Annotated in this window: 16 protein-coding genes; 10 read left to right on the forward strand and 6 right to left on the reverse strand. The window is 41.2% G+C overall.

Features of this window, described 5'->3' with window-relative positions; translation table 11 throughout:
• Positions 1 to 18 precede the first annotated feature (18 nt).
• Positions 19 to 624: a hypothetical protein gene (locus tag B4U84_RS28800; protein WP_131121469.1), complete on the reverse strand. Its 606-nt coding sequence runs from the start codon at positions 622 to 624 to the stop codon at positions 19 to 21.
• Between the two features lie 877 nt (positions 625 to 1,501).
• On the opposite strand from B4U84_RS28800, the gene psb34 reads away from it, so the two are divergent.
• On the forward strand, positions 1,502 to 1,672 hold the full coding sequence (gene psb34, locus B4U84_RS28810; RefSeq protein WP_017307359.1) for a photosystem II assembly protein Psb34: 171 nt from the start codon (positions 1,502 to 1,504) through the stop codon (positions 1,670 to 1,672).
• A 451-nt stretch (positions 1,673 to 2,123) separates the two neighbouring features.
• Here psb34 and B4U84_RS28815 read toward each other — a convergent pair whose 3' ends face one another.
• Positions 2,124 to 2,738, reverse strand: a complete 615-nt coding sequence (locus tag B4U84_RS28815; protein ID WP_207391034.1) for an RNA polymerase sigma factor — start codon at positions 2,736 to 2,738, stop codon at positions 2,124 to 2,126.
• A 365-nt stretch (positions 2,739 to 3,103) separates the two neighbouring features.
• Complete coding sequence (locus tag B4U84_RS28820) at positions 3,104 to 3,385, reverse strand: hypothetical protein (RefSeq protein WP_131121471.1); 282 nt, start codon at positions 3,383 to 3,385, stop codon at positions 3,104 to 3,106.
• A 597-nt stretch (positions 3,386 to 3,982) separates the two neighbouring features.
• On the opposite strand from B4U84_RS28820, the gene B4U84_RS28825 reads away from it, so the two are divergent.
• The 3 genes from B4U84_RS28825 to B4U84_RS28835 all read left to right on the forward strand — a co-directional run bounded on the left by B4U84_RS28825 (position 3,983) and on the right by B4U84_RS28835 (position 5,457).
• A complete protein-coding gene (locus tag B4U84_RS28825) occupies positions 3,983 to 4,291 on the forward strand; it encodes a hypothetical protein (RefSeq protein ID WP_207391035.1) in 309 nt (102 codons plus the stop codon).
• A gap of 73 nt (positions 4,292 to 4,364) precedes the next feature.
• Positions 4,365 to 4,634, forward strand: coding sequence for a hypothetical protein (locus tag B4U84_RS28830; protein ID WP_242677758.1), 270 nt, complete (start codon positions 4,365 to 4,367; stop codon positions 4,632 to 4,634).
• Between the two features lie 481 nt (positions 4,635 to 5,115).
• A complete protein-coding gene (locus B4U84_RS28835; protein ID WP_131121473.1) occupies positions 5,116 to 5,457 on the forward strand; it encodes a hypothetical protein in 342 nt (113 codons plus the stop codon).
• Between the two features lie 66 nt (positions 5,458 to 5,523).
• Here B4U84_RS28835 and B4U84_RS28840 read toward each other — a convergent pair whose 3' ends face one another.
• On the reverse strand, positions 5,524 to 5,910 hold the full coding sequence (locus B4U84_RS28840) for a hypothetical protein (RefSeq protein ID WP_131121474.1): 387 nt from the start codon (positions 5,908 to 5,910) through the stop codon (positions 5,524 to 5,526).
• A gap of 182 nt (positions 5,911 to 6,092) precedes the next feature.
• Between B4U84_RS28840 and B4U84_RS28845 the strand changes: the two genes are divergently transcribed.
• The 6 genes from B4U84_RS28845 (at position 6,093) to B4U84_RS28870 (ending at position 10,701) form a co-directional block, all read left to right on the forward strand.
• The gene (locus tag B4U84_RS28845; RefSeq protein ID WP_131121475.1) at positions 6,093 to 6,506 is read left to right on the forward strand and encodes a helix-turn-helix transcriptional regulator; all 414 of its coding nucleotides are present in this window, start codon (positions 6,093 to 6,095) and stop codon (positions 6,504 to 6,506) included.
• On the forward strand, positions 6,503 to 7,129 hold the full coding sequence (locus B4U84_RS28850) for a hypothetical protein (protein WP_131121476.1): 627 nt from the start codon (positions 6,503 to 6,505) through the stop codon (positions 7,127 to 7,129). Before B4U84_RS28845 ends, B4U84_RS28850 begins: the two co-directional genes overlap by 4 nt.
• 412 nt (positions 7,130 to 7,541) lie before the next feature.
• Entirely contained in the window at positions 7,542 to 8,183 is a 642-nt protein-coding gene (locus tag B4U84_RS28855; protein WP_131121477.1) for an AAA family ATPase, read from the forward strand.
• On the forward strand, positions 8,170 to 9,075 hold the full coding sequence (locus B4U84_RS28860; protein ID WP_131121478.1) for a ParB/RepB/Spo0J family partition protein: 906 nt from the start codon (positions 8,170 to 8,172) through the stop codon (positions 9,073 to 9,075). Before B4U84_RS28855 ends, B4U84_RS28860 begins: the two co-directional genes overlap by 14 nt.
• A 192-nt stretch (positions 9,076 to 9,267) precedes the next feature.
• Positions 9,268 to 9,900, forward strand: a complete 633-nt coding sequence (locus B4U84_RS28865; RefSeq protein ID WP_131121479.1) for a hypothetical protein — start codon at positions 9,268 to 9,270, stop codon at positions 9,898 to 9,900.
• A gap of 195 nt (positions 9,901 to 10,095) precedes the next feature.
• Entirely contained in the window at positions 10,096 to 10,701 is a 606-nt protein-coding gene (locus tag B4U84_RS28870; RefSeq protein WP_131121480.1) for a hypothetical protein, read from the forward strand.
• A 40-nt stretch (positions 10,702 to 10,741) separates the two neighbouring features.
• Here the strand turns inward: B4U84_RS28870 and B4U84_RS28875 are convergent, their stop codons facing one another.
• Positions 10,742 to 11,242, reverse strand: coding sequence for a hypothetical protein (locus B4U84_RS28875; protein WP_131121481.1), 501 nt, complete (start codon positions 11,240 to 11,242; stop codon positions 10,742 to 10,744).
• 307 nt (positions 11,243 to 11,549) lie between these two features.
• The gene (locus tag B4U84_RS28880; protein WP_165490396.1) at positions 11,550 to 11,999 is read right to left on the reverse strand and encodes a TM1812 family CRISPR-associated protein; all 450 of its coding nucleotides are present in this window, start codon (positions 11,997 to 11,999) and stop codon (positions 11,550 to 11,552) included.
• Positions 12,000 to 12,111 lie beyond the last annotated feature (112 nt).

A 12,111-nucleotide genomic window follows, 5' to 3' on the forward strand; every position in this document is an offset into this window, starting at 1 on the left:
CTAGGGATGGAACACAAGTCATTGTCTCTTGAAGGGGTGCTGATGTACAGTCCCCCCTTTTATTCGCGAGAAACAATCGCGAATATTTTCCCCTTCTCCCCATCTCTTTGCAAAATTGGGATGCTCCCGGATATCAAGCAAAACAGCAATCATTTTAACTAAAAAGAATACAATTTTTCTAAAATCATTTAGTTCTCCTGTATCACTTTCTTGGATTGGATGTAGATGATTTTCCAAAAAATATGAATCCATATTTGCAACAAGTATAATATTAAAATGTAAAATATTATTAAGTTGATTTCCAGTAATTATTACAGATTCTGGGCAAGAGCCATGTAGTTGAGAGCGCCAGCACAGGTTGGAAACGTAATCCTTAGGGACAGTTGTATAGTAAAAAATAGTGTTGGTAATAAACAAGCCCAAAAGTACCCCAGGGATAAGGATACAAACTAATTTATTCCTGATTATCAACTTAATGTTGATGACAGTAAGAAATAATGGAAATATTAGTATTATGATTGCGATAGCAACAATACATATAGCAACAAATAAATCAAAGTAATCTTGTAAAATATTAACTAGAAACGACCACGCAACTTCAAGAGTAAAAGTGATTATATCCATAACATGCAGTTAGTTATATAGAACTCACATTTGATTTTTGAAAAAAACTCAATACACGTTTATTTATTCTTCCCTGTTAAGAGTCTTCACGAGTCGTTCATAAATCAAATCAGATTGCTATAGTTGCTTGTTCTTTAATTACTACCAGGGCGCGGTTAGTGATTTCGGAAAATTGGGAAAATTCTGACGCTTGGTAAATATTTAGCTATACACAATACACAGTCAAGCTTGCAGCCCTTAGCTGATTTAATGGTGATGAATTTACCGCAAATTGATACTTTTTTCAAGCTTTGACCCTTGAGGCTAGTTGGCGTATAGTCATATCTGACAAGAAAGCAACAAGGCTTGATTTATGGTTCGAGAGCTTGAACGAAAACGCTTTTTGGCAGAAACCCATCTAATAATTGCGCGGAAAACCTGATTGCCCTGTGTAGTGCGTGTCATCTTTTTTACCATCAAGGGGGTAAGTCTAATGTTTCGCCGGGGCAATTGTCGTTGTGGTGAATAAATAGTTAAACTCAAAAACCCAGTCGTTGTGACCGGGCTTAAGTTGGGGTAAATCCCCGTGGTTTATTTATAGAAGTTAGTTATAAGTTGCTTGTCTAATAGTGACTACAGCGCTGCGCTGGGCGATTTCGGAAAATTGAGAAGGTTGATTGAGTGCGATCGCCTTTGAGTTATTTCTCCCTTACCTTGTAGTTTGAACACAAGTTATGAATGCTGCGGCGATCGCAGTTATCCAAAGCGATTATCGCCCCCATTCCTGATAAGTAACTCTTATTAAGGGTATCAGCCCTTTGTTGTCAAGTCATGTTGACCTATTGTAACAATATTGTTATATTAATTTACATAAGATAACAAATAAAGGAAACAAGCTATGTATACCACTGTTAATGAAGACGGCGTTCTCAATAACTACGCAACTGAACCCAAGATGTACTATGCTGAGTACCCTGCAATTTGGGAACAACGCAAATACGTTATCCAAGCTGTTTTTGCTAGTTTAATTGTCACTACTTTAGTTTTGGTTGGTTTTAGCGTTAGCTAAGATTTTTTGTTTCTCGCTATATCTCTTATCGTCATTCGTACTTCTGTTTTACCTCGGTACTTAACGCCGGGGTTTTTTGTTGTGGGGTGTGTTCGCCCGGAGTATTGGGAGTAGCGACAAGTCTCGCTTCAAGCCGAGAGCATCTAGCTACAATAAACTTGGTAACAGGTTTAGGGATGCGATCGCACAAATGCTGGTCTGTGGCAAAAATCTTGCAGTTTGTCCGAGGCTCTTGAAGCGATTAAGCCGTCTAGACTAACTTTCCCACAGAACCAAAGCAGAAATAGTACTCTCAAGGCTTTTATGGTGACAACGCACCCTTGGGTGCGATCGCGCTTTCGTCAGGTTCCTGCAATACCGAAAGATAGCTCAAGGTCACTTTAACTTTAAAAAATTGATATCCCCGGCACCAAAAGCGAGGGATATCAGCCCAGCATCAGTCGAAGTGAAGCTACTGCCGAACCATTTCTAAAAGGGCTTCTCGTAGTTCTTCTAATGCTCGCTCCCCTCGTTTACGGAGTGTAGCAACTTTAACATCTTTTCCTTGTGAGGCATAATAGCCAGCAACTTCGTTCCAGGATAACTCTTGTACGATGCGAAGCTCTAAAAGCTCTCGTTTGTCTTCAGGTAGCTTGCTCATAGCTTCTCGGACTTGCTGCCACCTGTCTTCGCCTTCGTCTTCTATGCTACTTTCACTCTTCGCTATCACTGCTTTGAGCAAAGAGGGGTTGGTTTCAAACGTAGAAGGGTCGCACAAATTGACCTTCCAAGATGCTGTAGCTGAATGGTCTTGGCGGTGTAGTTCTCGGATACAGTTTAAAGCTGTAAGCTTCATCCATGCTTCCACATTGGGAACTTGCTTTCCTTTCTTAGTGTTTCTGTCCCAGCGCGAAATAGTCTCAATGATGATAACATCAGGACTATAGTTATTGGTCATATTAAACTGCCGCAAACGGGCTTGGACGTTCTTGTATAGTCCATTCCAGTTAACGGCAACAGCCAGTTCTGGGTATGTCCTCTGAAGCAGTGCCATATATTTAAAGGTAAAAGCCTGGGTTTTTACCATAAGCTTTTTCTTCATTAGTTAATTTCTCCTTATAAAAAATTAGAAAAAATTAGTATTTACACCCTTATTCAGGGTTAAAGGGAAGGTTTCCCTTGTTTTGTAGTAGCTATAATTTGGAGAATCTGCTTCCGGGGCTTTACCTAGCGTTTTCGCCTTGTGCTCTACCCGTTTCGTATCTCCTAAAAAAGAATGATGTGCATGAGGATATTTGTGACATCATGATGCAGCGCTAAGTTTCTCGAAAATAAGTTGGGAGGCTTAACACTGATTTTTTATTAGTTGCAACTACGGGGAGGCGATCGCTTCTGTTCAGTATTAAAACCAGTCAGGCTTCAGTAGTTGCATCGACCTGACTGGTGAGCGGCTTACTTCTGAGACTGCTCAGTTAAGCTACCGCAACCCCCTTTTTTGGTGAGTTGGTATTCAAACTCCCATAGCTTGACGGTCACTGACCCTTCGCCGCAACTGGAGGTTGTGATTGCCACCAAGCTAGGTGCGACTATCGTTAAGGAGAGAAGGATGAGCAACCAGAGGAATAAGCCAGGGGGTAAAGTCTTTTTGGAAGCGTTTTTTATGCTTGTTACTGCTTGGTGCATTGGTTTACGCTCTGCTTGGGATTGAATTGCAGATGTAGTCTTGCTTGCCATAGCTTTTCAGTCCTTTTTCGCGTTGGTTCGACAGCAAACAAATCTAGTAGTTCTGGGGAATCTGCTTCCGGGGCTTTACCCAGCGTTTCCGCCTTGTGCTCTACCCGTTTCGTATCCCTCACAAAAAAATGATGTGCATGAGGATATTTGTGACTTAGGGGGTATGACACAATATGTACGTATAAATTCGGACACGTTGTTAACTAAAAAATTTATCTTAGAAAAATGTCACAGTTAACTAAAAAATTTATCTTAGAAAAATGTCACAAGTTGACCTGCTTAACTCATTAACCTAATGAAGGGTCAAAATCGTTCACTTTGCTGGTCATGGTCAAAGTCTGCAATCAAATGGAAAAGGAGTCTTCCACTAACCTCGTAAAATTGAGCGTACAAAAGTCTCAAGTAGTGGCTCGAAGAGTCTCTGAGGAGCTTCACTGTACTATTTCCTGGTTTGATATGCACCCAAGACCTATGAGAACCGCAATGAAAGCGCATAATGAGACCCTTACAAATACAACAAAATATCTAGCCACCAACTTTCACACACTAAAACAACTTAATCTACCTACAACCTATCACTCTCAAAGATTCATGATTATGAAAACTCATTTCAAGCAACCACTTCTCATAAAGAAAATAAAGAACAAAAGTAATCTGAACTTGAATAATAATAGTGATGCAACAGTGTTTTTGCTTGTCCAAGAATATTGCAGATTATCCAAACTCTTAGAGCCTTCTGAAAGGGATATAGAGCGCATTTCAGCAATTTTAGAGTTAGCGCAATATGATAATGAATTGAATTGTCTTATAAATGAAGCGGATCACTTAATTGCTTATGAGCTTGGTTTATCTGAAGAGATTGAAGAATTTAATACTAATTTTAGGGTGAGTTCACAAGAGAAATAACCCTAATTGCAATAGACGTATCTGCTCATTAAATTCAAATCTACTACTTCACCAAGATTAGAAGGCAAAAACTATGAAAACTAATCTCACAGATGACGATAATCTGCTGTTTAAGCTTACTATATCGGCACTTAAATATTTTCTATTGGCTTGTTTTGCGATCGCCTATGTTATATCTACAGTTTTTAACGCTGTCCCTATTGCCAAGTTACAGATTTTAACGCTTTCCCTATTGCCAAGATGCTGCTATACCCAAGTGTATGGATGTGGCTTTTCCGCATCGCAGTCTTTATCTTCTGTCTTTTTGCAACCGCCATTATCTATGAGTCTTCTCGTTAATTAAATTTGAGTAGCAATCGACACTGTTGGCGAAAGTGTTACGAGGCATCTTACAGACGTGTTGCATCTAAGGAGCAACGACAAATTCAAGATATTAGTATCTGTAATTTCTTTGATTACACAAACGTTGTCCGTTCCGTTTAAACCTGTTGCAGCAGCCTCACCGATTGGGTTACTTCGGATTAATTGGAAACACCTGAATTCATCGCTTATATTAAACCTCTGCCTTCCCTACCAATTGGGTTAAATCGGATTAGATTGAGGCACAAAAAGTAAGCGAGCGCATCCAGCATAAATGCACCAGCACCGCAAGCTGGATCAGATATTATGAGGGGCGATCCAGTTGTACTGACTGCGATCACCTTCATCATGAGTATGCGATTCTTAGAGGAATGCACAAGTACCGTAGGCTGGATCAAATATCAAAGGCGATCAAGTTAGCCTCATGTAAGTTTAGCTAAATAAACTCTTTGGAGAGAAATCAAATGGCACACTCTGATGCTATCCCTATTGTCGAAGATTTACTAGCTGATTTTGCCGGAACTCTGACGAATGAAGATGAAACAATCACAGGTTTGATTGCTGGCACAAACAGTTTTGGTTGGGGTTTTGAAGGTTTCGACAATCTAAAAGCTTGGTTCAAAGGTCGGGGGAAACTAGAGTTTACTGTTACGCTCTATTTCAGTGGAGAACAAGACGAGGATAAACCTTGGTCAGGTTCTGAAATTGAAGCCGACATTAAAGGCAAAGCTTCAACGCAAGAAAACAGCAATATTTGGGAAATTACAGAGTATGAAATAGTAAAAGCCGATTATACAGACTTCTAATTAAATTTAAGGCGATCGCTATCCAGCCAAAGAATCCCCCAGAACTGTGCGATCGCTCCTGCTGTCTCACCTTTTTAGTTCCCTCACCAAAACAGCAGCAGCACAGATAACTAAAAAAATACTAACAGCGATCGCCAGTGTTAAAGCTACTGGAGTATTGCCAGCTGCTAAGAGCGGCATCAAGACAAACCGAAATGCCAGCAGCACAGCAACCGTCCAACCCCCAGTTCTAAGTAGTAGAGAAAGAAACTGCCGCCATGATACCAACTCACTGAGGGGGGCATCATCTACCAAAACTTCAGGTTTGTCAGCCTGGGGATATGGGGAATACGGTTGCAACTGGCCAGGTTCGCTCTCACCAATGTCCAAAATTTCAGGTGTACCACTTTCAGACAGCGCTTCTTTTTGCTCAAAGTCATCAACGAATGCAGGCAACACTGGAACTGTACGCATAAAATCCCCCTTGGGTTTGTAAGAAAAATGATTTAGCTTACATACCATCATAACCAAAAAAATTTTGTGTTTATGGTTGGTTTAAAAAATAAGTTTTATAGTTAAGGATATTATTTACATTTTATAAATAGGTTGATTAGTTGAGTATACTAGAAGATGAAGAGTTTACTAGAAGCTAACCTATGCCTAACAAACCAAAGTCAAGGGTTGCCAGCCTTCGCGAAAAAGCTGGACTAACGCAGGTTCAGCTAGCGGTTTTGGTTGGTGTAACCCCAAACACAATTCAAAATTGGGAAAAAGAAAACGGGCTAGATCAACTGGAACGCTACCTAAAGCTTGCAGAGATTTTTGGTTGTGAGGTATCAGACTTGGTAGAGTACGTCCCTGCAACTGAAGAAAAGGAACCCAAATCTAAGGGCTTCTCATTGCAAGAACTTCGCGAACTACGTGAACGATGGGGGACTGGTATAAAAACTGAGCCGAGCGCTCAAAAGACCAAGACCACATCTAAAAGTGATGATTTGGCATCAGATGTAAAGCCATCAACAAATAGTCCAGCTACTGAGTTGGAGCATCAGAGGGGTGGACGTGAATGATGAAAGTCCTGGCTGATGCCGAATTAATCCTAGAGTGGTTTTTAAACCGGAATGAGTATGCAAAAGATGCCGAGAGGCTACTGGAGAAGGTAGAATCTCGGCAAATAGAGTTGTATATAACACAATTGTGCTTGGACAAGGTTCGCAGCGAGGACAAATTCCAAGCCAAACCGGATGCAATAGGCGGCGGTATAGCCTCCTATTTAGAGGATAAAGGTAATGTCATACCATATGATGATTGCCGTATAAGTATAGAAGTATTTCAATCCATTGAGAATACAAGAGATTTTGAATGCGCGGTAGAGACAGCCTGTGCAATTGCCTGCGGGGTCGCAGTTGTCACGCATAAACCGGAAGATTTCGCAGGAGGTGACTTGCTAGTCTGGTCGGTAGATAATTTGTTGGCGATTATTTCATTGGGAGATTTTGTTGGCCAAGTCCTCCTGAGAATTCAGGACATTCATCAGATTAAAGTTAAAGATGTCTTAGAGTCGTCGAGAAAAAAAGCGCACGCGATGCCTTCGATGCAGCGAGAACAGCAGAACACGCAAAGCGCACAAGAGCCGCAGCAGCCCTTTCACGCAGCAGCCCGTTATTTAAATCAATTAATAAAAAAAATCTAAGAAAATGAAAAATAATTCAATCAAATGACTTAAAAATAATAGCCAACAAAAGTTAGTGCAAAACAGTAAGACTTTAGCATCAAAGCATCACAGCCTTTTGTAACAATCTTTTAATAAAAGCACTTTCTCTGAAAGCATAGGCATTACGTGCCACCGACTAAAAGCAATCGTCAAAGGCTCATTTGTTCACCTTATCTTGAGTTTGTGGCTTGATGTATACTGCTGGATAATCTCTTCAGCCTCCAGCAGCTGGTTAACTTCGACTATTTGTGAATATTTGGTCATAGTGTGACGCTACTCGAAGTACTATCAATAAACAAGTCATCTCATTAAAAAACTGATACTATTGCAGCTATTGAAAAGTGAAAGTCAATCGTGACAGATACAAGCGCAGTGAAAGCAGTGAAAAATTATGATTATCGGGCTGACTAACCAAAAGGGGGGCGCGGGGAAAACCACTGTATCTGGGCATCTGGCATACTGGTTAAGCCAACGCGGAACAGTAATTGTTGTAGATGCAGACGCACAGCAGAGCAGTACAAACTGGATGAAAGACCTGCAACTGCCATGTAAAACAATGATAGACCCGGATGATTTGTTTGATGAACTTCCAGCACTAGCAGAACAATATAATGCTGTAGTTGTAGACGGGCCTGGTAGCCTAAGTGAGACAACAAAAGCAATTTTATCCAGATGTGACCTAGCTCTAGTACCCTGTAAACCAGCAGGATTAGATATGCACAGTACATCTAAGATGGTACGAATATTGCGACAAGCCAGAGAATTACGTTCAGGAATGCCCCATGTTGGTTTGTTCCTCAACCAAGCCAAAAAAGGAACTGTATTACTTAAGGATGCTCAACGCGCTCTCTCAGAAAAAAATACGGGGTTTCCTTTACTAAAAACAATGGTGTATGACCTTCAGGTAATTGCTGATGCACCAGGCCAAGGAACCACCGTTTGGGGACTACCCGGTGCAACAGCCAAACGCGCAGCCAAAGACTTTGAGGAACTTTTTACTGAAGCCTTGGGGGTAGCCAATGGCAAGAGATAGACGACTAGTAGAAGATTTTATCTTTAGGGATGAAGCAAGCCAGACTAAGGCGACTATGCCCCTAAGTTTGATTGTGCTGCCCAAAGAGGAACTGCGCTACTACATTGACCCAGAAGAAGTAGAAAAAATTGTTGCTTCTGCTAGAAAAAACGGCATACTCGAACCGCTTTTAGTCCGTCCTATCCCTGGTAGTGAGCAACATGAAGTAGTAGCAGGAGCAAAGCGGTATCGGGCAGCCCAGATTCTGGAACTTGCAGGAGTCCCTGTTGTTGTCCGCGAACTTAATGACGAAGATGCCCTAGAAATTGCCCTGATTGAAAACTTTGCTCGTTCGGCATTAACTGACCTAGAAGAAACAGATGGAGTCTTGCGGCTGTTGGCTGTTAAGCTCAAAATTTCACCCCCAGAAGTACCACCACTGCTGCATCACATCCAAAACCAACAACGAGGTAGAACTTCTGCCAATAACGTTATTGGCAATGATGTAATTGCTGTGGTGCAATCTTGTTTAACATCTTTAGGCAACATCAAACTAGATTCATTTATCAGTAATCGCCTACCACTGCTCAATTTACCCAGCGACATTTTAGAAGTTTTACGCCAGGGGAAATTGGAGACAAGTAAAGCCAAAGCGATCGCACGAGTTGGTGATGAAGAAATCAGAAAACAACTTCTAGAGGATGCGATCTCCTACAATTTTTCATTAAGCGAAATTAAGCGCAAAATCAAAGAAATTGAGCAACAGTCTGAATCAGAGTCACCATCTTTAAAAGAACAGGTTGATGATACCTTCCAACGCTTCAAGAAAGCTAAAGTGTGGGATGATCCGAAGAAAAAAGCCAAGGTAGAGAAGTTGTTGGCTCAGTTGGAAGCATTGATGAAAGCAGATTAATTTAAAAATTGTAGTGGAAATTCAATTGGCTATTATTGGCATCAGCCTATGTAGAGTTTTTCGCGCTTTAGTGAAGGCGRTTGTAGATGCGATCGCATGTTAATAAGTGAACAATCCACCTTGACCTAAATCACATCTTATCCACCACCAGAAGCAGTAAATTTATCTGCGGGGTTTTGTCGAAATGTATATATGTGGCGAAAAATCTTGTCATTTTTTGGTTGGTTGTGGGCGGCGTTTTTCTTGTTGATAGGATTTGTGGGGCTKACTCAAACAAGCGCGATCGCTYTTTCAATTATCATTTGGGGGCTGATCTTCCTACCACCACTTTATAGACTCACTAGTCGCTACGGCTGGAAATGGAATATTGGCGGTCGAGCGATCGCATTTTTCCTTAGTGTAATTATTGCTGGATTATCAACACCACCCCAACAATCAATCCAGCCCACACCAACTGCAACAGCCTCCAGGGGTGCAGCTCCTACCATTAGCCCCATACAACCAGAAATTCCCAGCCCAACACCAACCGAGTACGAAACTCCACAACCTGCACCAACTCTTGATATCACCCCCGAAGTAGAACCAACTCTTAGCACCAGTCCCGAATTACCAACTCTTGATATCACCGAACCCAAAACCGAGCCAACGCCAATCGAATCACCCAGCCCACAAGTGAACCTTGACGCCCCAGTCCGCGAACCAGCAAGCGGCAGATGCCAATGTCCCTACGATACCGACCGCCGGGGACGGACTTGTGGTGGCAGGTCAGCTTATTCTAAACCTGGTGGTGAACAACCTATCTGCTATGTCAAGGATAGGCAGTAGTCAAAGAGAAAATAGCGATCGCATCCCTTCTGGTCAAATATGCTACAGCCATTTTGAACAATTCTAGAATAATTAGCGACCAGACAATTAAACAAATTGCAAAAACTTCACAAGACAACTGGTAATTGTCCGCTAGTGTCTACCGGACTGTCGGCTCGACAATTTTTAATAGTAGGGCAGACAGGGAGATATTGTATGGCAGAAAACGCATCAGACAACATCAACTGTACGGTAGACAGTACACCAGACACTACCAACTGTACGGTAGACAGTACACCAGACACTACCACCTGTACGACAGACAGCACACCAGACAACACTATCTGTACGGCAGACAATCGACCAGACAGTACCAACAGTACGGCAGACAGTTTACCAGACACTACCACCTGTACGGTAAACAACACACCAGACAACACCACCTGTACGGCAGACAGTACACCAGACAGTACCATCTGTATGGCAGACGACAACACCAACTGTCCGGCGGACGACAGACAAAATAATGATATTTTTGACAAAATTTCTATATTAGAATTACAAAAAAAATATGGCATTGGTCGTGACTCGTTGTATGGTCGGATGCGTTACCTCCAGATTACGACCTACAAGATCAAGGGTAAGGCTTATCTGGATGCCGAGCAGACAGCGCACATGGACGGACTACACGACCACATCCAGGCGACCGGAAAGATGGAAGGCTACCCGATACCGGAACCATCAGGGCCAGTTGAGGAGCAAGCACCACAACCGACAGCAACACAACATGAGCAAGCAACACAACCGACAGTGGCGATATAAGAATAGATTGGGTTTTTTGTTGCGATCGCATTTAATTACTTTAGTGGCGAAAACTTGTGTCTACTCTTTGCGTAAACTCTCCCCGTTCTACCTTCACCAAGTTATCCCTAGCAGCAATGGTGAGGTACACCTTAATCCCACAATCAACTGCTGCCATTACCAATGCTGCGGATAAAGTTTTGGTTCCTCCAGTATAATCAGCCATAATCTCATAACTTGCTTCTTGCTGCAAATTGCGGATGAAAGCGTGAATCTTGGGATAGCATTCGCTTAAGTCGTCTGGGTTTTGTACCAAAATTAAATCCCGTTCTTTTTGAAAGCGATCGCCTAAACCAACCTGTGTGGGAATATTGGGTAATCTTGCGATAACTTCTGCACCCCGACGCACTTCACAAGGGGTTCCTTCGGCGATGACTTGCGACTTGCTACCTTTTTCACCATCAGAGGCGATGAATATTACGCGATCAGGTTGTAAACTTTTGATGGCGGTGATGATGGGTTGGAAGGAACCGCCGACAGTAACGAAGAGGATTTTGGGCATGACAATTGATATTATGCAAGCTAGTTTTAACTCTTAATAATTACAATTCACTGTAACCCTTTATTCATAAAACTCACAGAATGTATTTCTTAAGAGTGATGATTAATAATATTGGCTCTCCCAGACTTCGGTTAATAAATTAACACTAAAAAACGGCTAAAACAATTGATATAACAAGGTTTTTTTCAAATAGAATCAAAGATTTAATAAAAATATGCTTTGTTCCTCTTGAATCCCTTACTATGTAAGAATTTGACCTGATATCAAGTATTAATTTTTTCTAACTAGTCTAGGAGAGCCATAATATTTACTCTTTAAGAGTTCCAGTGCTAAAAATTCTTTTAGCTTGTTGATAATAATTCTTAGCATAGAAAATAGCATCATTAACATCATACTTATCTTCTAATAAGGCATGAGCTATACTATTACGAATTGGGTTGATTGTCGAGTACAAATGGGCAAGTTGAGTATTTTTATTTTCTTCCTCAGTCAATAATAAATTTTTCATCTCATCTCTATTATTCTTAACCGTATGTCTTCTGCCTTTCAACTCGCACATATAAGTTATAATAGCCTCTGCTAAAATAATATATCCTGTAGCAAATCTTCTATTATCAAAGTACCAGCCAGCAAGCTCTAGTTGATATTCTGAATCTTTTACTGCTGAACGAGCAAATTTTTTTACAAATATTTCTATAGTTTTTTTAATATATTGAAAAGGAGTTTTAGGAGTTTGTCGAGGTAAATATTGTCTCAAATCAATACTTTTTTGTTGGGAGCATCCCAATTTTGCAAAGAGATGGGGAGAAGGGGAAAATATTCGCGATTGTTTCTCGCGAATAAAAGGGGGGACTGTACATCAGCACCCC

It is taken from the genome of Westiellopsis prolifica IICB1, assembly GCF_004323185.1.
GTDB lineage: Bacteria > Cyanobacteriota > Cyanobacteriia > Cyanobacteriales > Nostocaceae > Pelatocladus > Pelatocladus prolificus_A.